This is a genomic window from Candidatus Binataceae bacterium (assembly GCA_035650475.1).
Taxonomy (GTDB): Bacteria; Desulfobacterota; Binatia; order Binatales; family Binataceae; genus JAKAVN01.
On the sequence record DASRHP010000004.1, the window covers coordinates 186,546 to 211,997 of the forward strand.

Sequence of the window (25,452 nt, forward strand, 5' to 3'; positions counted from 1 at the left end):
CGCCCGAAGATGAATCAGGTTCCTGCGCGGCGCGATCAAAATGGCGAGCCGATGCGCGGGCGCTTCGCTGCGGCGGCCCTGACGCTGGCCTTGATCTTCGCTGGATGCGCCGCGCAAGGGCCGCCTTTCCAGCGCGCCACCGCGCCCCCCGACAACGCGACCATCTATGTGTATCGGCCCTACAGCTACGCGGGTTCGCTGCTCCGCCCGCCGGTGACGTGCGGCGGCCAGAGCGCGCGGATCGGCCCGGGCGGCTACCACGCCTTCATCCTGCCCGCCGGCCATGTCGTCTGTCACGTCCAGGGCGCGGAGAGTGCCGACGACGTCGACCTCGACGCCCAACCGCGCGTCTATTACATCCGCGAGCGGATCTCATGGGGCGTCCTGCGCGGCCATCCGCAGCTCGACCCGCAGGACACCGACAAGGCGCAGGGCGAAATTCAACAGTGCTGCGTCGAGGAACGCTGAGGCGCCGATCCGTTTGACGCGCGCGGCCTTTGCGCGACAATCATGCGCGGGCGGCGCGCGCGGCGTCCGGCGTCTTGTGGGCCACAACTCCGGGGAGGTCGTCGTCATGGATGTCACTTACGATCGAGCCGCCGAGGATCTGGGCAACGTGGTCGCGCTCGAGCACGTCAACGTCACCGTGCCCGATCAGCGCCTGGCAACGATCTTCTATGTCACCGCGCTCGGCCTGACGCGCGATCCATTTCTGATGACCGGCGCCAACAACATGTGGATCAACGTCGGGCGCTGCCAGTTTCATCTGCCGACCGCAGCCAGGGCGCAGATCCAGCGCGGCCGGGTCGGCCTTGTGATTCCCGACCGGCGCGCGCTGCTCAGACGCCTGGAGCGCGCGGCCAAGCATCTCGACGGCACGTGCTTTCAGTTCCACGAGGAGGCGGGCGTGCTCGAGGCGGTCTGTCCGTGGGGCAACCGTATCCGCTGCCACGAGCCTGACGAGCGTTTCGGGCCGATCACGCTCGGCATTCCGTACGTCGAGTTCGACGTGCCCGCCGGCAGCGCCGACGGGATCGTGCGCTTCTACCGCGAGATAATCGCAACCCCGGCGCACATCGCCGAGGACGAACCCGGCCGATGCGCGCGGGTCGGGGTCGGTCCAGGGCAGGAGCTGATATTCCGCGAAACCGACTGTCCGCTTGCGCCCTACGACGGCCATCATATCCAGGTTTACGTCGCCGACTTCTCGGGCCCGTACCGCCGCCTGCGCGAGCGCGGGCTCATCTCGGAGGAGAGCGACCAGCATCAGTACCGCTTCAAGAACATCGTCGAGCCCGGCTCGAACGAGGTGCTGTTCACCATCGAGCACGAGGTGCGCAGCATGCGCCACCCGCTCTTCATGCGCCCGCTGATCAATCGCGACGCGGCCCAGAGCAATTTGAACTACGCGCCCGGGCGCGACGCCTTTATCTGGAGCGCGCCGCGCGCGGATTAAGTCGTCGGGCCTCCGGACCACCGTTTGCGCGCGCTACCTGAGTCACTGCCTGCCTCTGCGCGCCGCTTGGTACGGTTGATGCGTCACTTCGACTGCCTCGGACCCGCGCAGCGGAGAGCGCATAATGAGCGAAAATAATTATGTAATCTGGTTCTCTGACGAAGGATCTTCCGACGTCCGGCGCTTGGGCGGGAAAAATGCCTCGCTCGGCGAGATGACCCGCAACTTGCGAAGCCAGGGTATTCCGGTGCCGCCGGGCTTCGCGGTCACGGCGCAGGCTTACTGGGCCTTTCTCGACGCCAACAATCTGCGGCCCGAAATCACCAGCGCACTCGCCGATCTAAAGGTGCGGAAGCTGGCGTTGCCCGCCGCGGCCGGGCGGATTCGTGATGCAATCGCGCGCGGCAAGTTCCCACCCGCGATGGCCGACGCCATCAGCGCCGCCTACCGCAAGCTCTGCGCGGATGCGGGAATCGAAGGGCTCGATGTCGCCGTGCGCAGCAGCGCGACCGCCGAGGATCTGCCCGAGGCGAGTTTTGCCGGCCAGCAGGAAAGCTTCCTCAATATCCGTGGCAACAGGAGCCTGCTCGACGCCGTGCGCCGATGCTTCGCCTCGCTATTCACCGACCGCGCCATCGTCTATCGCGACAACCACGGCTTCGACCATATGAAGGTCGCGCTTTCGGTCGGCGTCCAAAGAATGGTTCATTCCGACCGCGGCAGCGCGGGCGTGATGTTCTCGATCGACACCGAGACCGGGTTTCCCGCCACCGTGCTGATCAACGCCTCGTGGGGGCTGGGCGAGGCGGTTGTGCAGGGGATGGTCGAGCCGGACGAATACGTCGTGTTCAAGCCGTTGCTCGACGACCAGCGCCTTGTACCGATCATCGAGAAGAAGCTGGGGGCCAAGGCGAAAAAAATCGTTTACGGCAGCGGACGGCGCACAACCACCAAAAAGATCGCCACACCTAAGGACGAACGGTCGCGCTTTGTGCTCAGCGACAGCGACATCCTGACGCTCGCGCGATGGGCGGTGGCGATCGAAGCGCACTATGGCCGTCCGATGGATATCGAGTGGGCCAAGGACGGCGACAGCGGCGAGCTCTTCGTCGTGCAGGCGCGTCCGGAAACCGTGCAGTCGCGCAAGGAAGCCGGCTCGCTCAAGACCTTCGTCCTCAAGCGCAAGGGCGACCGCCTGCTGAGCGGACTCGCGATTGGCGACGCGATCGCGGTCGGCGCGGTGTGCAAACTCCAAAGCCCCTCCGAGATTGCTCGCTTCAAGGACGGCGCGATCCTGGTCACCCGGATGACCGATCCGGACTGGATGCCGATCATGCGGCGTGCCGCCGCGATTGTCACCGACCACGGCGGACGAACCTCGCACGCCGCGATCGTCAGCCGCGAGCTCGGCCTGCCGGCGATCGTCGGCGCCGGCAACGCGACCGCCGTACTCGAAAGCGGGCGCGAGATCACCGTGTCGTGCGCGGAGGGCGACACCGGCTACGTTTACGACGGTGCGGCCGATTTCGAGGTACGCGACCTTGCCCTTGAGGAGGTTGCTCGCACGCGCACGCGCGTGATGCTGAATATGGCCAATCCGGCGGCGGCGACGCGCTGGTGGCGGCTGCCCGCGGACGGAATCGGGCTTGCCCGCATGGAGTTTATCATCGGCAATATCATCAAGATTCATCCGATGGCCCTGGTCCGGTTCGACCAGCTCGCCGAGGCCGCCGCGCGCCGACAGATCGAACGGCTGACCCGCGGCCATGCCGACAGAACGGGCTATTTCATCGACACCCTCGCCAGCGGAATCGCGCGTATCGCGGCCTCGCGCTACCCGGCGCCGGTGATCGTCCGGATGAGCGACTTCAAGACCAACGAATACGCGCGCCTCATCGGCGGCCGCCAGTTCGAGCCGGCGGAGGAGAATCCGATGCTCGGATGGCGCGGCGCAAGCCGCTACTACAGCGAAGGCTACCGCGAAGGCTTTGCACTCGAATGCCGCGCGATTCGCCAGGTGCGCGAACGGATCGGACTGCGCAATGTGGTCGTGATGATCCCCTTCTGCCGCACGCTTGAGGAGGCCGACCGCACGCTGCAGGTGATGGCCGACAACGGGCTGCGACGCGCAGAGGACGGGCTTCAGGTTTACGTGATGTGCGAGATACCGTCGAACGTGATCCTGGCGGAGCAGTTCGCGCAGCGCTTCGACGGCTTTTCGATTGGCAGCAACGACCTGACCCAGCTCACGCTCGGCGTGGACCGTGATTCGGCGGCGCTCGCCGCGCTCTTCGACGAACGTAACGACGCCGTGACCCGGCTTATCGCCGAGGTCATCCGGGGAGCGCACAAGCTCAATCGCAAGGTCGGGCTCTGCGGGCAGGCGCCCAGCGACCATCCGGAATTCGCGCGCTTCCTCGTGCAGGCGGGGATCGACTCGATCTCGGTCAGCCCCGACAGCTTCGTGCGGGTCAAGCAGCACGTGGCCGCCGCCGAAGCAGAGCCTGCGCTGCGACTGGCCGCGAGCTGAATTGTTCGAGCCCGCGCTGATGATCGCTGGCGATAAGAAGGGGAGCGTGATCGACACGTGGGCCAAGGTTTCGCTCGTGTATCGAGCTGCTCTCGGCTGAGGCGCGGCGATCGTGTCGGTTGAGGCGGGCCGGAAGCTAAAAATGCCGGGGAGGGTCTCGCCGATGGGGCCCGAGCAAAGCTCTGGCTCCTTGTAAATCTTTCACCGCATCGTGAGCCGCCGCGCTTACGAAATTCCTTCGCGCGTTACTTGGCGGCGGCGCGTCGGCTAGCATGGGATCGGCGGCGCGATCGCGCTTGCTCGACAAGCCAGAGTTTGCGAGGACCATCATGGCGCCGAAGCTTTCGACGAAGCAGCTCGAATTGATCGACGCGTACTGGCGCGCCTGCAACTACCTGTGCGTCGGGATGCTTTACCTGCGGGACAATCCGCTGCTGAGGGAGCCGCTGCGGCCCGAGCACATCAAGCGCCGCCTGCTCGGCCATTGGGGATCCGATCCCGGCCAGAGCTTCATCTGGGTTCATCTGAATCGTTTGATCAAGGAGCACGATCTCAACGTGCTCTACGTCTCCGGACCCGGCCACGGCGCGCCGGCGGTGCTCGCCAACGCGTGGCTAGAGGGAACCTATTCGGAGGTTTACCCCGATTGCAGCCGGGACGAGGTCGGGATGCGCGAGCTCTTCCGGCGCTTCTCGTTCCCGGGCGGCGTCGGCAGCCACTGCACGCCCGAGACGCCCGGCTCAATTCACGAGGGGGGCGAGCTTGGCTACAGCCTTTCGCACGCCTTTGGCGCGGCCTTTGACAATCCCGATCTAATCGTGGCCGCGGTGGTCGGCGACGGCGAGGCGGAAACCGGGCCGCTCGCGACCTCCTGGCACTCCAACAAGTTTCTCAACCCGATCCGCGACGGCGCCGTGCTGCCGATCCTGCATCTCAACGGCTACAAGATCGCCAATCCGACGATTCTCGCGCGCATCCCGGCCGACGAGCTTGAAAGCCTGTTTGTCGGCTACGGCTACCGCCCCTGCCTGGTCGAGGGCGACGATCCGCCGACAATGCATCAGGCGATGGCCGCGGCGCTGGAGAGCTGCGTCGCCGAGATCCGTTCGATCCAGCAGGAGGCGCGGCGCAGCGGGAGCGCGCGCCGTCCGCGGTGGCCGATGGTAATCCTGCGCTCGCCCAAGGGATGGACCGCGCCGGCGGAAGTCGACGGCCACCGCGTCGAAGGTTTCTGGCGCGCACATCAGGTGCCGATCACCGAAGTGGCCGAGAATCCCGCGCATCTCAAGCTGCTCGAGCAATGGATGCTGAGCTACCGGCCGCGCGAGCTGTTCGACTCCAGGGGCGCGCCGATTGACGAGCTCAAGGCGCTCGCGCCGGCGGGCGAGCGCAGGATGAGCGCAAATCCGCACGCCAACGGCGGCCGCCTGCGCGAACCGCTGCGGATGCCTGACTTTCGCGACTACGCGGTCGCGGTGGCCCGGCCCGCGCAGGTCGAGGCGCAGAATACCTACGTGCTGGGCCAGTTCCTGCGCGACGTGATGCGCGACAACATGTCGAACTTCCGCGTCTTCGGACCCGACGAAACCGCCTCCAACCGGCTGCATGCGATCTACGAAGTCAGCGGCAAGACCTGGCTCGCCGGGCTCAGGCCCGAGGACGCCGACGGCGGCGCGCTCGCGCCCGACGGCCGCGTGATGGAGATGCTGAGCGAGCACACACTGGAGGGCTGGATGGAAGGCTACGTGCTGACCGGGCGCCACGTGCTGTTCAACACCTACGAGGCGTTCGCGCACGTGGTGGACTCGATGGTAAACCAGCACGCCAAGTGGCTGGAGAAGGCGCGCGCCGAAGTTGCCTGGCGCGCGCCGGTATCCTCGCTCAACATCCTGATCAGCTCCACGGTATGGCGCCAGGATCACAACGGCTTCACCCATCAGGATCCCGGCTTCATCGACGTCATTACCAACAAGAGCCCGCGGGTGACGCGGATCTATCTGCCGCCTGACGCCAACTGCCTGCTCAGCGTCGCCGATCACTGTCTGCGCAGCACCAATTACATCAACGTGATCGTCGCCGACAAGCAGTCTCACCTCCAGTTCCTCGACATTGAAACGGCGGCTACTCACTGCGCCAAGGGAATCGGGCTGTGGCCGTGGGCCAGCAACGACCAGGGGCACGAGCCCGACGCCGTCATCGCCAGCGCGGGCGAGGTCGCGACGATCGAGGCGCTGGCCGCGACGGCGATCCTGCGCGAGAAATTTCCCGATCTCAGGATTCGCTTCGTCAACGTGGTTGATCTGTTCACCTTGCAGCCGCACACGGAGCATCCGCACGGCCTTACCGACCGCGACTTCGACAGCCTCTTCACCGTGGACAAGCCGGTCATCTTCAACTTTCACGGCTACCCGTGGCTGATTCACAAGCTCGCCTATCGGCGGACCAACCACGCCAACATGCACGTGCGCGGCTACAAGGAATTCGGCAGCATCAACACGCCGCTGGAACTCGCGATCAACAACCAGATCGATCGCTTCAACCTCGCGATCGACGTCATCGATCGCGTTCCCCGACTCCAGGCCACCGGCGCTCACGTCAAGGATTGGCTCAAGAATCAGATCCACGAGAACCTCGAATATGCATTGAAAAACGGCGTCGACCGGGACGAGATCGCGAAATGGAAATGGCCGTACTGAGCATGCGCAAGTGGCCATTGACCAAGGGACGTCGGATGTGTCGCCCGGGTCGCGGAAGTGCAGCCGCGCAGAGCGGGAGCGGCGGCCGTGGCTGACGCGCGCGTGATTCTGTGTCACAACAGCGGCTCGTCCTCGCGCAAGCTTGCGCTGTTCAGGCTCGCCGAGGGTAGGGAGGAACTGATTGCGAAGGGCGCGGCGGAGGAGGTCGGCTCGCGCGGCGGTCGCCTATGGGTAAGCGACGGGCGCGGAAAGATGCTGTGCGACGAAGAGCGCGATCTTTCGGGCTCGCTCGATCCGCTGCTTGCGCTGTACGACGAGATCGACCGGCTGCGCCTGCCGCGTCCCGAGGCGGCCGGTCATCGGATGGTGCACGGCGGTGTCAGCCACGTCGAACCTGAACTGATCACGCAGGCACTGATGGAGGATCTACGCCGGCTCGTCCCTTTCGCGCCGCTCCATCTACCGGGCGAGATAGCCGGCGTCGAATCGACGGCCGCTCGCTACCGCGGTATGCCGCAGGTGGCGTGCTTCGATACGGCGTTCCATCGCCGGATGCCCGAGATAGCCGAGCGCTTCGCCCTGCCGCGCGCGCTATGGGACGACGGAATCCGCCGCTTCGGCTTTCACGGCATCTCGTACGAGTACGTCATGCAGGCGCTCGGCCACGCCGCCCCGCCGCGCATCATCATCGCTCATCTGGGCAACGGCGCGAGTATGGCCGCGGTGCGCGACGGGCGTCCGCTCGATACCACGATGGGATTCACGCCCACCGGCGGTTTCATGATGGGCACCCGCAGCGGCGATCTCGACCCAGGCATCCTGCTCTATCTGCTCAGGGAAAAGCGCCTTGACGCGGACGCGCTCGAGGGCCTGGTGAACCATCAGTCAGGGCTGCTCGGGGTGTCGGGGGTCGGCTCGGACATGAAGCTGCTGCTTGAGAAGCGACAGACGGACTCACATGCGGCGCAGGCGGTCGAGATGTTCTGCTACCAGGTGCGCAAAACGATCGGCGCGCTGGCGGCGGCGCTGGGCGGCCTTGATCTGCTGGTGTTCACCGCCGGCATCGGCGAGCGGGCAGCGCCGGTCAGGTTGGAGATCTGCCGAGGCCTCGAACATTTGGACATCAGCATCGACCGCGGACGTAACGATCGGCACGCCGACGTTATCAGCACGCCTGACAGCCGATGCGTGGTCCGGGTGATCCCGACCGATGAAGACTTGATGATCGCGCGGCATACCCATCGCACCGTTTTCGGCGGCGGATGACGCGGGCAGCCGGCGGCGCGGCGGATGTTTCAGGCGGCTGGGCCGGGTTGCGGCACCCGATGTGCGATACGCTCATGGTCTTCGGCAGCCAGCAGGCTGCGGAACTGCACGAAGCGCGCGATTCCCGAGCGCGTGATCATTCCGACCAGGCGACCGTTATCAGTCACCAGCAGACGGCCGACGTCGCGCTCGGCCATCCGGCGCAGCGCGTCGGCGGCGCTCGCTGAGGCGGCAATGCTCAGGCTTTCGTCCAGCGGCTGCATCAGGTCGGCAACGCGGCGCTGCGTGCGTTCGGGCGCCGGACATGCGCTTACCTCGGACAATGAGAGCAGGCCAAGCGGACGGCCGTCGCTCACCACCGGGAATCCGGCGTAGCCGTAGCGCAGGAAGCTTTGCTCGACGGCCTCGGCGATCGTGAGCTCGGGGCTGAGCGTCGCCGGTTCGCGGATCATGATGTCGCTGACGCGCGTGTGGCCGAGCGTCTGCTGGACCACGACGTGCTGATAGCTGCCGACCGCCGCCGCTTTCAGGAACAGGCCGATGAAGATGAGCCAGAGTCCGCCGGCGAGCGAACCGCCGAAGATCTCCAGCGCGCCTAACAGGATCAGGCCGTAGCCGATTCCCTGTCCCCAGTTCGCCGCCCTCTCGCTCGCCCGCCGCAGGTCGCCGCTCCACCACCATGCGATCGCCCGGAACAGCCGCCCGCCGTCGAGCGGAAATCCGGGCAGCAGGTTGAAGACCGCAAGCGCAACGTTGACGAATGACAAATAGTCGAAGACCGCCCTCCACAATGGCGCATCGATGCCCAGGACGTGTGGGATAAGCCAAAAGACGCCGGCGAGGAGGGCGCTCGTCAGGGGGCCGACCGCAGCGATCCGCATTTCGTCGAAGGGGTTGCGCGGCTCACCGCTCAGATGCGCCAACCCGCCGAAGACGAACAGGGTGATGCGGTCCACCTGTTCGCCCAGCCGGTTCGCCACCGCCGCGTGGGCAAGCTCGTGGATCAGTACCGAGGCAAAGAACAGAATAGTGGCCGCGAGGCCGACTATCCAGTAGCTGGCTCGTCCGTAGCCCGGGTAGGCGTAAGGGAAATAGCCCGCCGCCAGGCTCCAGAGAACCACCGCGAACAGGATCGCCCACGAATAATCGAGGGCCACCTGCACACCGGCAACCTTGAAAATCTCTATCTCGTGTTGGGCCCGACGCTGCATCGTTGCTCCTGTTCAGTGTTGCGTTGCCTCCGCCAAACCCCTTGCCGCCTCTGTGCTCTCGATGCTGCAAGCAACCTGCCAACGGCGAATGCTTCCGACGGATACATCGGCCCGCCGGGCGTGACTCCTTTCGACGCACGATAGGGTGCGCGCCTGGGCCGTCGGCGGCGACTTTCAGGCACGCGCGTTGCTCTGCTCTGACCCGATGGCTCGCACCGGCTTGACCGAGATCCGCATTCACGGCCGCGGCGGCCAAGGCAACGTGGTTGCGGCCTATCTCCTCGCGACCGCGGCTTTCGAAGCAGGACGCTTTGGCCAGGCTTTCCCCAGCTTTGGTCCCGAGCGGCGCGGCGCGCCCGTGGCCGCCTTCGTCCGCATCGCGGACCGTCCGGTGAGGCTCCGTTCGCAGGTCCACAACCCGCGCTTTCTGATCATTCAGGACGAGAAGCTGCTTCACGTCAGTGGGATCACCGGCGGGTTGCTGCCGGGCGGAGGGGTTCTGGTCAATTCGCGCCGGTCTGCCGAGCAGCTTCGGGTCCCGGGTGCCGCACGTACGGTTACGATTCCCGCGACCGCGCTGGCGATCGAGATTCTCGGCCTGCCGGTGCCGAATACGGCGCTTGTGGCGGCATTCCTCGCGCTTACGGAACTCCTCCCGTTGGCCGCGCTGGAGAAGGCGCTTGCGCGCCGCTTCCAAGGCGAGATGCTCGACCGCAACCGTCGCCTCGTCGGCGCAGCGGCAGCGCGCGTGCAGGCGGCTGTGTGGCAGGAAGAGGCTGAACGTGCAGCAACCGCTTGAAGGTTCCGAGGCGATCGCACGTGCGGTTGCGCTGTGCCGCCCGCAGGTGGTCGCCGCCTATCCGATCACGCCGCAGACGCACATCGTCGAGAACCTCGCCCGACTCATCGCTGATGGCGAATTGGAATGCGAGTTGGTCAGCGTCGAGAGCGAGTTTTCGGCGGCCTCGGTGGCGCTTGGCGCGGCCGCCGCAGGCTCGCGCGCCTACACGGCGAGCAGCGCACAGGGAATCCTGCTGATGACGGAGGTGCTCTACAACATTGCGGGCCTGCGGATTCCGTTGGTGATGACGTGCGCGAACCGCGCCGTGGGCGCGCCGGTTTCGGCGTGGAACGACCATCAGGACTCGATGTCGGTGCGCGACGCCGGCTGGATTCAACTCTACTGCGCTGACAACCAGGAGGCCGTTGACACCACCGTCACCGCCTTTCGCATCGCCGAGCAGACCGAGCTGCCGGTGATGGTCTGCGTTGATGGCTTCGTCCTGACGCACACGTTGGAGCCGTTGGAGCTTCCGACCCACGAGCAGGTCGATCGCTTCCTGCCCCCGTACCGGTTCGCGCGCGCGCTCGATCCGCGCAATCCGATCAGTATCGGCACGCTGGTATCGCCCGACTTTTATCCCGAGGCGCGCCACGCCCATCATCAGGCGGTTCTTCGCGCTCAGGACGCGATCCTCGATGCCGAGCGCGAATGGCGCGCGCTGACCGGGCGCTCCGCGGGCGGCCTGCTTGCGCTCGAGGGTCCTGCCGACGCGCGCGTTGGGATTCTCTGTCTCGGTTCGGTGTTCGGCACGCTGGCGGACGCGGCCGCACAATACCCGTCGGCTGAACCGGTCAAGCTGATAAAGCTGCGCACATTTCGCCCCTTTCCGTTCGACGCCTTGCAGCAAGCCTGCCGCGGCATGTCCGACCTGATCGTGCTCGACCGCGCATTGTCGATCGGCGCCGGTGGAATCCTGGGCAACGAAGTGCGGGCCGCGCTGAGCGAGCTTCCCACTGCGCCGCGCATTTACAACTTTGCGGTTGGTCTCGGCGGGCGCGACGTCGCGCCCAGCCTCTATCCTCAGTTGCTCGAAGCGGTGAAGGCCGCGCGGCCCGCGCGCTTTGCGGTCTTCGACCTCGAGCCGGACAAGCTCGCCCACCAGGATCGCTAGCCGACGCGAGGTAAGAGATGGCCGAAGCAAAGACGCCGCCTGCGGCCGCCGATTTGAGACGCCGCCAACCCTCGTTTCGCGGCCTCGACTCAGGACATTTCGCTTGCCCCGGATGCGGCCAGGCGCTCGCCGCGCGGTTGGTGACCGAGGCAGCGGGCCCCGACATTCTGGTGGCCAACGCGACCGGCTGCCTGGAAGTCTTCACCACCGCCTGGCCGTTTACCGCCTGGCGCGTGCCGTGGATGCACTCGCTGTTCGAGAACGCGCCGGCAATCGCCTCTGGAATGGAGGCTGCGCTCAAGGCGCAAGGGCGTTCGACCAAAGTGATCGCGATGGGCGGCGACGGCGGCACTTTTGACATCGGCTTTCAGGCGCTGTCGGGGATGCTCGAGCGCAACCATAACGTTCTCTACGTCTGCCACGACAACGAGGCTTACATGAACACCGGCGTCCAGCGCTCGAGCTCGACGCCGCACGCCGCGACGACCACCACGTCGCCCGCGGGCATGCATCGGAAGGGCAAGCGCCACCTCAAGAAGGATCTCTTATCGATCATCGCCGCACACCATATCCCCTATGCCGCGACCGCGTCGGTCGCCTATCCCTCCGATATCCGACAGAAGGTGCGGCGCGGGCTCGAGATTGAAGGCGCAGCCTTCATCCAGATTCACTCGCCGTGTCCGCTTGGATGGGGCCACGACGGCGCACTGAGCATCGAGGTTGCGCGACTTGCCGTGCAAAGCGGGCTCTTTCCGCTGATCGAGATGGAGCGCGGCGAAGTGGTCGCGGTAATGCGACTTCGCAACGTACGCCCGGTCGCCGACTATCTCCGGTTGCAGGAGCGCTTTGTGCATCTGTTCGCCGACGATCCGTTGGCGCACGAGGAGCTCGAACATCTCCAGGCGCTCGCCGACCACAATATCGAAACTTACAAACTGCGCGCGGACACGCCCGGACCGCGCGACAGTGAGGGCGCCGACACCGTCCGCCGCGGCGGGCTGCGATGGGCATGAGCAGAGGCAAACGGCGGCGATGACCATCCTGACACGCGGCGCGATTGCTCTGGCGGGAAGCTCGTTAACGCTCAAGACCGGCGAGTGGCGCTTGCAGCGCCCGGCGCATCGCTACCGCAGCGCACCCTGCCACGTCGCCTGTCCGGCCGGCGAGGACGTGCAGGCCTACCTTGCGCGGCTTGCCGAGGGCGATCCGAAGGCGGCCTGGGAGACCCTGGTGCGGGCGAATCCGCTGCCTGCGGTGAGTGGCCGCGTGTGCCCTCATCCGTGCGAGTCAGCCTGCAATCGCAGGCAGTTCGATGAGCCGATTGCGATCCACTGCGTGGAACGCTTCCTGGGCGACGAGGCGATAAGGCAGGGATGGAACTACGCGGTAGCCAAGCCGCGCCCGGCAGCAGCACCGGTCGCGGTCGTCGGCGCGGGACCCGCGGGCCTTTCCACTGCCTACCATCTCGTCCGCCGCGGCCACGAAGTGGCTCTTTTCGAGGGCGAGCCGTTGGCCGGCGGGCTTCTGCGCTCGGCGTTGCCGCCGTATCGGCTTCCGCGCGCGGTGCTGGACGCGGAAGTGGAGCGGTTACTTGCGATCGGGATCAAATTCAATCCCTGCCGACGGCTCGGCCGCGATTTCACAATCGAGGAGTTGCAGGCGTCGCATGCGGCTGTATTTCTCGCGCCGGGAGCCCAGCGCGGCCGCGAATGGAGCACCGACGGGGTGGTTCCGCGCGACGCGCGCGCCGCCCTCGACATTCTCAAGGAATGGGTATCGATCGGCGCGCTCCCCGCATGGCGGCGCATCGCAATTATCGGCGGCGGCAACACCGCGATCGATCTGGCGCGCGTGTTCCGCCTGGCCGGCGCCGCCGAAGTGCATGTGATCACCTTTCAGGCGCTGCCCGGTCGCGATGTCGCGCCGGGCGACGCGATGAGCGCCACCGAGCGCGAAATCCGCCAGGCAATCGAGGAGGGGGTGATCATTCACGAGCGCCGCGGCCTGCGCCGCCTCATAATCCGCGGCGAGCGTGTGGTTGGCGCCGAAATGGTGCACATGAAGGAAATTGAGCGGCCCGACGGCAGCCGCCGGCCGGTCGCTTTCGAGGGCACCGAGACGATTCTCCACGTTGACCAGGTCATCCCGGCGATTGGCCAGGAGGTCGACCCTGCGGGGTTGGAAGAGCTGCTCGCCGGGCGCCCGTTTTTCGCCCCGGACTTCTGGGGGCGGCTCGAAAATGCGCAAGGCGTTTTCGTAGGCGGCGACGCGCGCGCTTCGGGCACGGTAAGCCGCGCGATTGGCGACGGGCGTCGTGCGGCAAAAGCCATCGACGCCTATCTGCGCGGCACAGCGCTCGAGCAGCCGACGGAGATGGCCATCGGGATCGCTGAGTTGAATCTGAACTACTTCGAGCATGCGCCGCGTGCGCAGGCACGAATCCGCGCCGCGTCCGAGCGCACGGCCGAGGCCGAGATCGAAGCCGGGCTGTCGCATGCGCAGGCCACGGATGAGAGCCATCGATGTTTTTCCTGCGGCCAATGCCTGGCCTGCGACAACTGCTGGACGCTGTGCCCCGACAACGCAGTGCTCAAGACCGTTGAGGCGGCCGGCGACGGCAGCCATTACGTATTCGATTACGACTACTGCAAAGGATGCGGCTTGTGCGCGCATGAGTGCCCGCCGGGATATATCGTGATGGAGGAGGAGCCGTAACGGAAAGCTGACTTTGGCTGTCCACGGGTGTGCGGGCGCTACTTTGCGATGGAGTTCCTGTAATGGATCAACGAATTCTTCAAAAATGGACCGATTACACCGACGAGGTCTCCAAACGCATGTCGCCAACCGAGGAGCGTGAGGATGTCGCGCCACTGGTCGCGGCGATTCTGACTCTGGCCGACGAGATCTTCTGCGCCAGGGGCGCGCGATCCGTCGTCATCGGGCGCAGGCAGCGCACGGCCGCGGCGCGTGGCGAAACCGAAAGCGCGCAGGAGCGCGACGAGCCGAGGGGCGTGTGATGGAATTCGACTTCAGCGCCGACGAGAGGTTTGCCCGGCGGATGCTGCGTTGGCTCAAGCAGCTTCCAGGTGACTTTCAGGGGCTGGAAGTCACGGTCTCTGCGCCGGGTGACGGCAACATGATCGGCCATCGCGTCTGGAAGGCCTCGAAGAACGCCGATCTATCGACGGTGGCCCGCGAGATCGTCGAGTACTCGCACGGTTTTCCGCCCGGTACGAAGGGAAGGATGAAGCCGGTGTGCTGAGCGCGCTCAGAAGTAGCGCGTTACGAACTTCTCGCCGCCGTTACAGCCCACACAGAGGCCGCGGAAGCGGTCGAAATGCGGCAGGTCGCCGACCGCCTCGATATCCTCCAACCTGACATGCAGTTCGGCCTGCAGGCAGCGGTCGCAGATCCCTTTGCCCTTGGGCAGGCTGCCCATGTGGTCGCGTAGATGCTCCTCTACGCGTCTTTGGCCATCGGCGGACATTTCATTGCACCCTGAGGTTTGGTTGATCAGGCCCTCCGATAAACTCAGCGCCCGGGAACAGACGACGTGCGATTAACATGCCATTTGGTGAATGCGAGCCGCGACAGCTCTAAACAAAGTAAACCATCGCGCAGTTGATACGCGCGTGCGTCTGGAACGCTCGACCGCCGTCAGAGGTGGCGCCGAATGGAACACTAACGCAGGCGAGCCGGAGGTCGAATCCGCACGCGCAAGTCGACGAAGATCAAGTGTGAGCCGCGACCCCGCCCTCCGGCGTATGGGCGGCACGGCGAGACTGCTCGATTTCTTTGAGCTTCGCTTCCTTCCATCGGCGCAGCCCCGCCCGCAAGTATTCGGGATCGATATCGAGGAATTGGCAGATATTCTCGAACGAGAACGGCCACTTCGGGTCGTGCTGATTAATCCACTCCTCGGCTTCCCGAAACAGGCGTTGTCCGCGGCGTCTTTGCGCATTGACGTACTTCATGAAGGTATTGACCGCGTCTTCCAGCACGGCGAACATAAGAAGCTTCTCGCCTTCCATCAGATGCTTGCGGCGCATCGCCTCGTAATACTGGCTCGGCAGTAGCACCTCGGGCTGAAAGACCGCGGGCATCCGATCCTCCGCTGCGGGGCTCTCCTCAGTGGCCGGCTTGAACACAGCGCTCGCGGCAAGCAACGCGCGTCGGGCGAAAACCCGCGTCGCGACCCGCGCAACTCTTACCATGTCCTTGAATCGTGCCATCGCTCCCTCCGCCTGGTTGCAATTCGATGCAATCGGCGCACCACCCCGCGCCAACCACAGCCTGGCGTAGGATCGCGCGCGATCTAGGCGCGGTTGGTTCTTATCTCGGCGCAGTGGAGCGAACAGGGAACAAACGGCGTATCTGACGCCTTACTTCTCCACTGTGGCGCGTTCGATCGCGAGCAGCTCGTCGAGTCCGATCGTTTGATGAATCGCGTCCATCTCGCGCCCCAGGCCCTCCGGTGCCAGCAGCGCCGCGCTATCCCAGTCGGCGATCGCGCGGTAGCACCGCCTGAGCACCTTGTGAAAGACGGCGACCGGTGTGATCGCGTCAACCAGCAGCCTGAATCCGAGCGACGCTAGGTCGGCCCTGGTCAGTCCCAGCTTGCGAAGCTGGCCGTCGCTGCTGAGCGTCACCAGCGGCGGCGCCAGTCGCGCGCCGAGCATGCGGAAATGCTCGACCGTACTCGCGATCACCAGCAGCATGTCGGCGCCGGCGGCGCGGTAGGCCTCGGCGCGCCGCAACGCCTCGTCCATCGTGCTCGAGCGCAGGGCGTTGGTGCGGCCGATAATCAAAAAATCCGGATTGCGCCGCGCGCGCACGGCCTCGCGAATCTTCGCGCACATCAGATCGGCCGAGATCATGTGCTCCACGCCCACGTGATGGTGCGCGCGCTTGGGCAGCAGCTGGTCTTCGATCTCGATCGCCGCGAAGCCGGCCGCCTCGACCATCGCGATCGTCCGACGCAGATGCATCGGGTCGCCCCAGCCGCACGCGCCGTCGAGGATGAGCGGGAGCGGACACACGGTGCGGATGTCAATCCCGATGCGCACCATCTCGGTGAGCGTGAGGTTTGCCTCGGTGACGCACTGGACGTAGCCGAGGCCGCCGCCGCCGAGGTACAGCGCGGGAAAGCCCGCCGCTTCGGCGAGCTTCGCGCTCAGCGGATTGAAGACGACCGGCGCCTGGACCAGGACGCCGCCGGCGATCATCTCGCGCAGACTGGCCATGGTGTTCTCCCTTGGCGAGTTCCTCCGAATCGCGCCAAAGCCGGTTCGGCTCGGACGGATTTTATGGCCGCCGCGCCAGGGCGAGCACGGAAGTCCGCCTCGCCGGCATCGCCCGCTACTGGCGCTCGCGGCGTTCGAACGACGGGCCCGAGAAGCCCGAACCGAAATTGATCCGCACGTTGCCGGTGTTGAGGCCGCCATCAACCGCCATCGCGGTGCCCGTGATCCATTCCGACTCGTCGCTGGCGAGGAACAGCGCCATCGCGGCGATATCCTCCGGACGCCCGGGCCGCGGTATCGGCTGCATGCGAGCCAAATTACGCGCGGCCGCTTCCTCGCCGCCGGGCATGCCGCGATAGACCAGCGGGGTCAGGATGCCCCCGGGGCAGATGCAATTAACGCGAATGCGGTCGCGCCCCAGCTCGATCGCGGCGCTTTCGGTCAGGTTGACGACCGCCGCCTTGGCCGCGCTGTAGGCGTGGATGCCGGCGACGCCGCGCAGTCCGGCGAGCGAGGAAGTTGAAATGATCGAGCCGCCGCCGCCCCTGCGCATCGGCGGGATCGAATGCTTGATGCCGAAGAACACCGCCCGCGTCAGCACCGCAAACGTTTTGTCCCAGTCCTCGCCCTTGATGTCTTCCAGACGGCCGGTCGCGCCGCCGATGCCGGCGTTGTTGAAAGTGATGTCGAGGCGGCCGAACTCCTTGACCGCGCGTTCGATCATCGCCTGGATCGCGTCCTCACTGACAACGTCGGTGCGCTGAAAGACCGCGCGCCCGCCGCCGGCGGCGATTTCAGAGGTTACGGCCTCGGCGCCCTGCGAGTTGAGGTCGGCGACCACCACCGCTGCGCCCTCGCGCGCAAAGCGCAGCGCGGTCGCTCGCCCCATCCCGCTCGCCGCGCCGGTGATGACCGCGACTTTGCCATCAAGTCTGCCCATCGTGATCGCTCCTTGGCTCAGGGTCGAGCGCAAGCTTGGTACGAGTCGGCCGTCCGATCAAGCCGAAGGCGCGCCTAGGGCAGGATCGCAAAGGCGCGCGCCGGAAACCCAAGGCCGTGGCGCACCTTGGGCCAGCTCACCACGATCAGTGCGCCGGTGGGCGGCACTCGGTCGAGATGCGCCATCGCCTCGATCTGCCAGTGGCCGTGTTTGAGCAGCCAGGCCTCGGATGCGAGCTCCTCGGTGGTGTCGGTGTCGAGCGATTCGTGGCCGTTGGCGACGATCCCACGCTCCTCGTATAGGAACTTGAGCGCGGCCAGCGACCAGGACGGGAACGGATGGCGCTTGAAGCGCCGCGGATCGGTGTTCCAGTCCCTGTACATGTCGGTGCGCAGAGCGGCGAACGATCCTGCCGGCACGCGCCCGTGCTCGCGTTCCCAGGCCTTGATGTCCTCGACGCTCAGTGCGTGGTTGGGATCCTTCTCAAGCATTGGCGTGATGTCGAAGACCACCAGCGGCAGCATCATCTGTTTCAGCGGAATCTCGTCCATGGTTTTGCCATTCGGGTCGAAGTGCGCGGGCGGATCGATGTGCGTGCCGTACTGTCCGACCATTGAGTAGAAAAATGCGCGGAAGCGATCTCTCGCGATTGTGTATGGCCTGCCGGTTTCGGGATCCGCCGCGCGCGAGAAGGTCGCCTGCCCGAACCCCTTCCATACCGGCGTCAACGGACTGAACGAATGCGTGAGATCGACGAACTGCTTCGACGCGATAATCCTGTAGGCCTGCGCAAGCGATCCGCCCTGCGCGAGCGCGATGCGCGGGGCAACGCTCACGAGGGCTATACTCAACAGCATCGTCAAAGTGCATGAGCGCGACATCGACGGCTTCATTTCTGACCGGCACCTCCTGAGGGTTCGATCTTTCACGATCCCGCCGCCGCGTCACGCCTCGGGCACGTTGGCCGCGTATGCCTTTTTGACCCCCGCCGAGGGCGCTAGAATGACGCGGCGATGAAGCTCTCCAGGCTCCGAAATGCGGCGGCGGCTTCGCTGCTTGTCGGATGGTATCTGCTGGCGCCACCCTTCGCGCCCGGCGATCCGCCCGGCCCGCTTCAAGTGCGCGCGCCGCTCAGCCGCTGGATCCATCTGGATTCGACCCGCACTGCCGCCGGCTGCCAAGAGCAGCGCGACAACATGATGCGGATGTATCGAAGCGCGGATATCACTTCCACCGCGATTCAGTTCAAGCTGCTGCTTTATACCGACGCGGTGTGCGTCTCCGCCAACGACCCGCGCCTTCAGCCGAATCGCAAGCGCTGAAGGCGCGTTCGCTGTATCCGTCGGTTGCAGCCGATGACTCCTTTCGAGCCGCCCCACGACGGGCGCGCCGCCCGCATAAGAAGAATCGGTCTCCGGCTGCGGTGGCCCTGATATTGCTCAAATCTCAATTGGACCAAGGGAAGCGCGCGAGGCGCGCCGCTCCGAAAGGAGTGCGAAAGGTGAAAATCGATTTTCAGATGGCCGACGAGCGCGAAGTCGTAATCTTCACGCCGCTCACAGAGCGTGCGCATCGATGGCTCAGCGCCAATGTTGCGGAGGACCGCCTGTGGTTCGGCCCTTCGCTGATGATCGATCCCGAGTTCGCCGACGTGCTGGTCAACGAGATGCTCACCGACGGTCTGACCTTCGTGGCCGGACCGAAAGATTATCCCCAGTAGGCGCCGCCGGGCGAAGGCCACTGGCTAAAAGCGCCGATAGCTCATCGCCGCACTGACGCGTCGACGAGCGAGGTCCAAAGCCGCCTGGCGCGGCGCGACTTTCCGCTCTCGCGCCGCTTCCAGCACCGCGCGCGTATTTTCGCGAATCTTGCGTTCGATGATGTCGAAGGCGAGCGACTCCGTCCCGCCCTTGTATTCGACTGCCGCGCAAATCACGCCGCCGGCGTTGGCGATAAAGTCAGGCACCGACAGGATGGCGCGCTTGTGCATCCGGGCCTCGGCCTCGGCGGAGGCGGGGATGTTGGCTCCCTGGAGCACGAGCTTTGCTCGCAGCGAATCTACGTTGGCCGTCGTGATCGCGTCGGGGCGCGCGGCCGGGATCCAGATGTCGCAATCGATCGCGACAATCGCCTCGCGCTCCTTCCTGGTCCCGTGTGGATAGTCGGTTACGCTGCGCCCCTGCTCCTTGAGCGCGGTTAGCGCGCGCACGTCCAGGCCCTTGTCGTTGGCGATCGTCCCGGCGGTGTCGCAAGCCGCGACCAGCGTCGCCCCACGCTCAGCGAGAAAGCGCGCGGCGTGTTTGCCGACGGCGCCGAAACCCTGGATCGCAACGCGCGCGCCTGCCAACCTGACGTCGCAGAAGTCCTGCGCCACCTCGGCCGCGATCGCTAGTCCGAAGCCGGTAGCGCCGATTTCGTCCAGCGGGATTCCACCGAGTTCGCGCGGCAGCCCCACGGCGCGGCCGATCTCGTCGTGCACCCACGCCATCGCACGCTCGTCCAGCCCCATGTCGGGCCCCATGATGTAGTCGCGGACGTCGCGGATCGCGTGCGCCATCGCGCGGACGATCGTCTCCTTGCGCTCCGCGGGCATCTTCGGATCACCCACGATCACCGACTTGGCGCCGCCGTGCGCGAGGCCCGCTGCCGCGTTCTTCAGCGTCATCGCGCGCGCCAGCCGCGCGCACTCTTCCAGTGTGACGTCGGGCGCCATCCGGCATCCGCCGGCCGCCGGGCCGGCCGCGGTGTTGTCGATCACCAGGATCGCGCGCAGTCCCAGCCGCGGCTCATGGATGCCGATTACCTTTTCCGGCCCGAGATCGTCGGCGAATTGAAACAGCCCATCCATCGTTGCTGCTCCGGTTGCCAGCGGACGGCTCAGTTTATCGCGAACCGTGGCGGGTGCGGAAACGAAACCAGCGCGCTTGGGCGTGGCTGCGGCTTTTCGATATGCTCTGCGGCGCAGCGCACACGTTCAAGAGGAGGGCGCTCAAAATGCCCGCGCCGCACTTTTTCGCGCAACGGCCCGAGGACATCGGCCTTAATCCGGACAAGGTCCGGGTGCTGTTCGATCGCGCGGAACGTGAAATCAAGGAAGGGCTGCTCCCCGCCTGTCAGCTTGCGATCGCGCGCAACGGCAAGATAGGCGCGATGGGCACGTTTGGCCGCGCGCGCCAGGGCGGGGTCGAGCGGCCGGCGACCGCGGCGACCCTATTCGACATCATGTCGTGCACCAAGGCGATCACGTCGGCAGCGGCATGGCTGTTGGTCCAGGAGGGCAAGCTCAGCCCTGCCGATCGCGTGGTGAAGTTCGTCCCCGAGTTCGGCACCAACGGCAAGGACGCGGTAACGCTGGAGCATCTGCTCACTCACACTTCGGCGATTCCCACCGCGCCGGGCGCGCAGAAGGAATGGTCCAACAGGGAGCGGCGGCTCGCGCGCTTCGCGCAGTGGCGGCTCGAGCATCCGCCGGGCGAGCGTTTCACCTATCATATCCAGGCCAACTTCTGGCCGCTCGCCGAGATTATCGAGCGCATAAGCGGACTGGACTTGCGCGCGTTCGTCCGCATCCGGATCGCGGAGCCCCTCGGCCTGCCCGATCTCAGGATAGGCATTCCGCACGCGCTCAACGAGCGCGTCGCGGAGGTGGCGTGGGTCGGCGAGCCGGCGCGCGAGGAGGACTACCGCCAGCTCGGAATTGCACCGCCACGCGTCGCGATGGCCGCGCTCAACGAGGCGATGATCCTCGAATTCAATGAGCCCGAGGTGCGCGAGGCGGGCTCGCCCGCCGGCGGCGGTATCACCACTGCCGGCGATCTCGCGCTCTTCTACCAGGCGCTGTTGCACGACGGGCGCTCGTACGACGGCAAGCAGATTTGGGAGCCGGCGATGCTGCGTGACGCGCTCCGCATCCGCAACCCGCACTTCAAGGATCCGCAGCGGGGAATGCTGGCCAATCGCGCGCTGGGCGTCGTGATCGCGGGCGACGACGGCAAGGCCAACCTGCGCGGATTCGGCCGCACCAATTCGCCGGCGACCTTTGGCCATCCGGGCTTCGGCGGCCAGATCGGATGGGCCGATCCGGCGAGCGGGATTTCGTTCGCCTATTTGACCAACGGCTTCGACCGCAACGACCTGCGCGAGGGCCGGCGCAGCGTCGCGCTGGCGAGCCTTGCCGGGGCGTGCGCGTTGTGAACCGCGGCGCAGTTAGACACAGCGCGTGACGCGGTCGATGATCGTGTGCGACGGAGCAAAGCGTGAGCGGCAGGATGGAGCCACAAGGCGGGCCGACCGCGCAGCCCGGCCTGGTTGACGCCGCGAGGGCGCTCGCCTGCGTCTTGCGCGAGCGCGCGGCCGAGGCCAATCAGTTGCGCCGGCTCCCCGACGCAACGTGGAAGGATCTGGTCGACGCCGGAATCGTGCGCGGGCTTCAGCCGGCGCGCTGGGGCGGGCGCGAGGCCCATCCCAGGGAGTTCTACGCCGCGGTGAGCGAGGTCGCGCGTGCCGAGGGATGCGCGGGGTGGGTCGCCGGAATCATCGGCGTCCATCCGTGGCAGACCGCGCTCTTTCCGAAACAGACGCAGGAGGAGATGTGGGGCGCGGACCCGACGACGATGAACTCGTCCTCGTACGCGCCCACCGGCAAGGCCGAGCGGGTCGCGGGCGGCTACCGTTTGAGCGGCCGCTGGTCATTCTCCAGCGGATGCGACCATTGCAAATGGGTCAACCTCGGCGCCATTGTCGGCACCGTAATCGTGGAAGGGCGCGAGATGCCGGATTTCCGCTCCTTCCTGCTGCCGCGCGCGGATTACCGAATCGATGACAACTGGCACGTATCCGGGCTGTCCGGCACCGGCAGCAAGGACATCGTGGTCGATAACGCATTCGTGCCCGACCATCGCAGCCAGTCGCACTGGGACTACACGCTGGGACGGCCGTTGCCCGGATGGGAACTGAATCCGGGGCCGCTCTACCGGCTGCCGTGGGCCGTGATTTTCATCAGCGCGCTGAGCGCGGGCGCGCTCGGCGCGTCGCTCGGCTTTCTCGACACCTGGGTCGAAATTGCGCGCACGCGCAAAGCCGGTTTCGGCGCGGACTTCAGGGACGATCCTTACGCTCAGAAGCTGCTGGCCGAAGCGAGCTACACGATCAATGCCGGCGTACTAAGACTCTATCAGGATTGCGACGAGATGATGGAAATGGCGCGCGCGGGCGAGCCGTTTTCGCTCAAGCACCGCGCTCGCTTCCGTTATGACGCGGCGCGCTCAGCAGAGCTCGCGGCGGAGGCGGTTGAACGCCTGTACGCAGCGGCCGGCGGACGTGCGATCTTTCTCGACCATCCGCTCCAGCGCCGCTACCAGGACGTCAAGGCGATGATGGGGCATGTCGGGCTCAACGCGAATATCCCTGGCAAGTTCCTGGGCATGATGGAGCTCGGCCTGCCGGTGCTGAACCCGCTGTTGTGAGGCCGGCTACTGGACCTGCCAAGGCAGCGGCAGTTCGGCGCCGTCCCCGGTACGCACGCGGACCGGCGCCATCCCGAGTGCCGCGATCAATTCCATATCGTCCGCACCCGTGTTGATGATCTGATGCACCGCGTCGTGCGGCAGGACGAGCGTGCTGTTCGGCCCGAAGCGAGTTTCGACGCCCTCGATGGTTACCTTGCCGGAGCCCTTCAGGATTACGATCACCTCTTCGCAGGCGTGGCGATGAACGGGTGTCGAGCCGCCGGCCACGATCGTCTGCTTCCAGACTTCCATCGTTTTCAGGCCCTGGCGGGCATCGGCGACGGTCTGATGGTTGATTCCGGGAATCGCGAAGTGGGGAACCTTGTTGTTATCGACGACCGGCATGATCTTCTTCCTCTTGTTGGGAGCGCGGGTTCCGCGAGTAACGTCCTCGCGAGCTTTCAGTTTTTCACGGGTGGAGTCAATCTTAGACAGGGTCAACGCGCCGCGGCCTGAGGCTCGCGACGCTCTGGCGCGAATATTCCGCCCGGCGCGGCTTCCGGATCAAGCAGAAACCGCCCATAGTCGGTCAGCGCGGCGTCGAAGTCCGCGCCCCCATGCTGGCTCATCGCATGGATGTCGCGCAGGTTTCGCTGCACCGGACTCGAGTCGAACAGCGCATGCGCTCCGCTGGCGCGCCATAACCGGTCGACCGCGCGCACGCACAGCTCCAGCGCGTAAACGGCGTCGAACCTGGTCCGGTAGAACCCGGCCGGATCCATCCGGCGCCGCTCCCTTGCGACGCGCTCCATCTCGGCGAAGTCGCGTTTGAAGAGCAGCAGCGCGCTGTCAATCTCGGCTGACGCCTCGGCCAGGCGGGCCATCGAAAGCGTCCGCTCGCGCAGTTTGTCGCCGCTGTAGGCGCCGATCCGCTTCAACGTCGTCTTCCGATAGTCCTCGCGCGCGGAGAGCGCGGGTCCGAATGCATGCACGCATACGACCCAGGTGAACAGCGGAAGAAAGGGTATCCAGTAAAGAGGAACGCTATTGACGGAGCGCCCGGGCGGATCGTCGGCGTTAACTTCGCGGAATGTGACCGAATGATAATCGGGGACGAACTCGTGATCGACGACAATTTCCTTGCTCCCCGTCGCCTTCATCCCCGCCACATACCAGTTGTCGTTGATTACATACTGTTTGTTTGAAACGAGGAAGAACGCTTCCCGCCCCGGCTCGCCGTCGATGCGGCTGGCAACGATCGCCCATCCACAATGATCAACACCCGAGGAGAACGGCCAGTGGCCGGTAAGCTCGAACCCGCCCTTGACGCTGCGCACGGTGCCGACCGGCGCGAATGAGGACGAGATGAGCGTTTCGGGGTCCGGGCCCCATACGTCGTCCTGCGCGCGCGGATCCATCTGCGCAAGCAGATGGTTATGGACGCTCAACAGCAGCGCGACCCACGCGGTGGACGAGCAGACCGCGCCCATCTCGATGGCGACCTCATAAGCCGGCGTCGGCATCCATTCGAAACCGCCGTAGCGTTTCGGCACAAACCAGCGGAAGAATCCCGCCGCGTGCAATTCGTCCATCGTTTCGCCTGGGATGCGGCGCGCTTGTTCGGCGGCTTCGACGCGCGCGGCCAGCTTCGGGAAAAGCCCACGCACCGCTTCGACCACTGAGGATTCGTTCGGTCGTGCATCGCGCATCGCAATTGCTCCTTCGCCGTCGCGCCGCGCGGGCGCCGCCGGCATGAAACGGAAGTCCGTTGGTCAGGACTCCCCTTCCAGCCCGAATCCGCCGGCTTCCGGATGATGGCCGAAGACGTCTTCGACGTAGTATTCCGACTGATGAGTCGCGGGCCGCCCTGCCCAGCCGTACTCGAACATCCATCCCGACGGATTGCGGAAGTAGAATGAGAACATGTGGTCGTTGGAATGCTTGCCCAGATTAATCGTGACGGGGATCTTTTCCTGCCGCACGATTTCGTGAGTAAGGCCGACGTCGTCGAGGTTGTCCACTTCGATCATCAGGTGGTTGATGCGGCGTTTCTCGGGGCCGATGCCGAAGGCAACCGTATGGTCGCGCTCATTGCAATGCATGAAGACCGGGGTGATCACATGCTTGCCGATGCGGATCTTGTATTCGACCCCGCCGCGCATCCCCAATGCCATGAAGAAGCGGCGGGCCGCCGCGACGTCGTTTTCCCGAATTATGCAGTGGCCGAGTCCGCCGCTTCCGGTCTTGAACCGTCCGTGCATCCGCCGGCCCGGGTGGAACGGCTTGGAGGCCTGTATTTCGGGCCCGTGGAAAATTTCGATCGGATTGCCGGCCGGGTCGCTCAGCTTCATCACTTCGAGCACGCGCCGCTCGTTCGCCTCGTCCTCCGAACCTACGCGGTACTTGATTCCGGCCTCCGCGAGCTGGCGCTGCATCTGCTGGAATTCGTCGGGCCCGGCGACTCTGAAGCCGAGGTATTCGAGGTCGTCGCTGCCGTTGGCGTGGACGACCAGGCGATGGTGCCAGTAGTCCATTCGCAGGTAGCATCGGTCAGGTTCGCCGTCGTCGGCGAGTTCCATACCCACGATCCGGGTCGCAAAGGCCTTCCATTCGTCGAGGCTTTTCACCCCGATTCCCACGTAGCTCAATTCGGTTACCTGGACCATTGTTTCCTCCTGAGCGGCGCGCCGCCGCCGTGCGGAATCCGG

25 protein-coding genes are annotated in these 25,452 nt (G+C 65.6%); 15 read left to right on the forward strand and 10 right to left on the reverse strand.

Annotated elements, in window-relative coordinates:
• Positions 1-9: 9 nt before the first annotated feature.
• The 5 genes from VFB33_01795 to VFB33_01815 all read left to right on the forward strand — a co-directional run bounded on the left by VFB33_01795 (position 10) and on the right by VFB33_01815 (position 7,948).
• Positions 10-468, forward strand: a complete 459-nt coding sequence (locus VFB33_01795) for a hypothetical protein (protein HZO80398.1) — start codon at positions 10-12, stop codon at positions 466-468.
• Between the two features lie 106 nt (positions 469-574).
• A complete protein-coding gene (locus VFB33_01800) occupies positions 575-1,456 on the forward strand; it encodes a hypothetical protein (GenBank protein ID HZO80399.1) in 882 nt (293 codons plus the stop codon).
• Between the two features lie 124 nt (positions 1,457-1,580).
• Positions 1,581-3,986, forward strand: a complete 2,406-nt coding sequence (ppsA, locus tag VFB33_01805) for a phosphoenolpyruvate synthase (protein ID HZO80400.1) — start codon at positions 1,581-1,583, stop codon at positions 3,984-3,986.
• Positions 3,987-4,315: 329 nt separating this feature from the next.
• A complete protein-coding gene (locus VFB33_01810) occupies positions 4,316-6,682 on the forward strand; it encodes a phosphoketolase family protein (protein HZO80401.1) in 2,367 nt (788 codons plus the stop codon).
• Between the two features lie 87 nt (positions 6,683-6,769).
• Positions 6,770-7,948 (forward strand): acetate/propionate family kinase, encoded by a 1,179-nt coding sequence (locus tag VFB33_01815; protein ID HZO80402.1) that lies wholly within the window; start codon positions 6,770-6,772, stop codon positions 7,946-7,948.
• Between the two features lie 29 nt (positions 7,949-7,977).
• Here VFB33_01815 and VFB33_01820 read toward each other — a convergent pair whose 3' ends face one another.
• On the reverse strand, positions 7,978-9,159 hold the full coding sequence (locus VFB33_01820; GenBank protein ID HZO80403.1) for a site-2 protease family protein: 1,182 nt from the start codon (positions 9,157-9,159) through the stop codon (positions 7,978-7,980).
• Between the two features lie 205 nt (positions 9,160-9,364).
• On the opposite strand from VFB33_01820, the gene VFB33_01825 reads away from it, so the two are divergent.
• The 6 genes from VFB33_01825 to VFB33_01850 all read left to right on the forward strand — a co-directional run bounded on the left by VFB33_01825 (position 9,365) and on the right by VFB33_01850 (position 14,376).
• Positions 9,365-9,958, forward strand: coding sequence for a 2-oxoacid:acceptor oxidoreductase family protein (locus tag VFB33_01825; protein ID HZO80404.1), 594 nt, complete (start codon positions 9,365-9,367; stop codon positions 9,956-9,958).
• The gene (locus tag VFB33_01830) at positions 9,942-11,114 is read left to right on the forward strand and encodes a hypothetical protein (GenBank protein HZO80405.1); all 1,173 of its coding nucleotides are present in this window, start codon (positions 9,942-9,944) and stop codon (positions 11,112-11,114) included. Before VFB33_01825 ends, VFB33_01830 begins: the two co-directional genes overlap by 17 nt.
• 17 nt (positions 11,115-11,131) lie before the next feature.
• Positions 11,132-12,127: a thiamine pyrophosphate-dependent enzyme gene (locus VFB33_01835; protein HZO80406.1), complete on the forward strand. Its 996-nt coding sequence runs from the start codon at positions 11,132-11,134 to the stop codon at positions 12,125-12,127.
• Positions 12,128-12,146: 19 nt separating this feature from the next.
• The gene (locus VFB33_01840) at positions 12,147-13,829 is read left to right on the forward strand and encodes an NAD(P)-binding protein (protein HZO80407.1); all 1,683 of its coding nucleotides are present in this window, start codon (positions 12,147-12,149) and stop codon (positions 13,827-13,829) included.
• Positions 13,830-13,891: 62 nt separating this feature from the next.
• Positions 13,892-14,131: a hypothetical protein gene (locus tag VFB33_01845; GenBank protein HZO80408.1), complete on the forward strand. Its 240-nt coding sequence runs from the start codon at positions 13,892-13,894 to the stop codon at positions 14,129-14,131.
• Entirely contained in the window at positions 14,131-14,376 is a 246-nt protein-coding gene (locus tag VFB33_01850; protein HZO80409.1) for a hypothetical protein, read from the forward strand. The genes VFB33_01845 and VFB33_01850 overlap by 1 nt, the downstream gene beginning before the upstream one ends.
• 6 nt (positions 14,377-14,382) lie before the next feature.
• Here VFB33_01850 and VFB33_01855 read toward each other — a convergent pair whose 3' ends face one another.
• From VFB33_01855 to VFB33_01875, 5 genes are all read right to left on the reverse strand, one after another.
• Positions 14,383-14,601 carry a hypothetical protein gene (locus VFB33_01855; GenBank protein ID HZO80410.1) on the reverse strand — a complete coding sequence of 73 codons (219 nt, stop codon included), beginning with the start codon at positions 14,599-14,601 and terminating at the stop codon, positions 14,383-14,385.
• A 244-nt stretch (positions 14,602-14,845) separates the two neighbouring features.
• On the reverse strand, positions 14,846-15,346 hold the full coding sequence (locus tag VFB33_01860; protein ID HZO80411.1) for a hypothetical protein: 501 nt from the start codon (positions 15,344-15,346) through the stop codon (positions 14,846-14,848).
• 150 nt (positions 15,347-15,496) lie between these two features.
• Entirely contained in the window at positions 15,497-16,357 is an 861-nt protein-coding gene (locus VFB33_01865; protein ID HZO80412.1) for an isocitrate lyase/phosphoenolpyruvate mutase family protein, read from the reverse strand.
• Between the two features lie 115 nt (positions 16,358-16,472).
• The gene (locus VFB33_01870) at positions 16,473-17,297 is read right to left on the reverse strand and encodes an SDR family oxidoreductase (GenBank protein ID HZO80413.1); all 825 of its coding nucleotides are present in this window, start codon (positions 17,295-17,297) and stop codon (positions 16,473-16,475) included.
• A gap of 74 nt (positions 17,298-17,371) precedes the next feature.
• Positions 17,372-18,133 carry a cyclase family protein gene (locus VFB33_01875; protein ID HZO80414.1) on the reverse strand — a complete coding sequence of 254 codons (762 nt, stop codon included), beginning with the start codon at positions 18,131-18,133 and terminating at the stop codon, positions 17,372-17,374.
• A 177-nt stretch (positions 18,134-18,310) separates the two neighbouring features.
• Between VFB33_01875 and VFB33_01880 the strand changes: the two genes are divergently transcribed.
• Together VFB33_01880 and VFB33_01885 are read left to right on the forward strand one after the other, a co-directional pair.
• Entirely contained in the window at positions 18,311-18,619 is a 309-nt protein-coding gene (locus tag VFB33_01880) for a hypothetical protein (protein HZO80415.1), read from the forward strand.
• A 179-nt stretch (positions 18,620-18,798) separates the two neighbouring features.
• Positions 18,799-19,017, forward strand: a complete 219-nt coding sequence (locus tag VFB33_01885) for a hypothetical protein (protein ID HZO80416.1) — start codon at positions 18,799-18,801, stop codon at positions 19,015-19,017.
• Between the two features lie 24 nt (positions 19,018-19,041).
• Here VFB33_01885 and VFB33_01890 read toward each other — a convergent pair whose 3' ends face one another.
• Positions 19,042-20,145: a Glu/Leu/Phe/Val dehydrogenase gene (locus VFB33_01890; GenBank protein HZO80417.1), complete on the reverse strand. Its 1,104-nt coding sequence runs from the start codon at positions 20,143-20,145 to the stop codon at positions 19,042-19,044.
• Positions 20,146-20,291: 146 nt separating this feature from the next.
• On the opposite strand from VFB33_01890, the gene VFB33_01895 reads away from it, so the two are divergent.
• Both VFB33_01895 and VFB33_01900 read left to right on the forward strand, forming a co-directional pair.
• The gene (locus VFB33_01895; protein ID HZO80418.1) at positions 20,292-21,491 is read left to right on the forward strand and encodes a serine hydrolase domain-containing protein; all 1,200 of its coding nucleotides are present in this window, start codon (positions 20,292-20,294) and stop codon (positions 21,489-21,491) included.
• A gap of 62 nt (positions 21,492-21,553) precedes the next feature.
• A complete protein-coding gene (locus tag VFB33_01900) occupies positions 21,554-22,762 on the forward strand; it encodes an acyl-CoA dehydrogenase family protein (protein HZO80419.1) in 1,209 nt (402 codons plus the stop codon).
• A 6-nt stretch (positions 22,763-22,768) separates the two neighbouring features.
• On the opposite strand, the gene VFB33_01905 is transcribed toward VFB33_01900, so the two are convergent.
• The 3 genes from VFB33_01905 to VFB33_01915 form a co-directional block, all read right to left on the reverse strand.
• Complete coding sequence (locus tag VFB33_01905; protein ID HZO80420.1) at positions 22,769-23,149, reverse strand: cupin domain-containing protein; 381 nt, start codon at positions 23,147-23,149, stop codon at positions 22,769-22,771.
• A gap of 92 nt (positions 23,150-23,241) precedes the next feature.
• Complete coding sequence (locus tag VFB33_01910) at positions 23,242-24,453, reverse strand: acyl-CoA dehydrogenase family protein (GenBank protein ID HZO80421.1); 1,212 nt, start codon at positions 24,451-24,453, stop codon at positions 23,242-23,244.
• 63 nt (positions 24,454-24,516) lie between these two features.
• Positions 24,517-25,410, reverse strand: a complete 894-nt coding sequence (locus tag VFB33_01915) for a VOC family protein (GenBank protein ID HZO80422.1) — start codon at positions 25,408-25,410, stop codon at positions 24,517-24,519.
• Between the last annotated feature and the right edge of the window lie 42 nt (positions 25,411-25,452).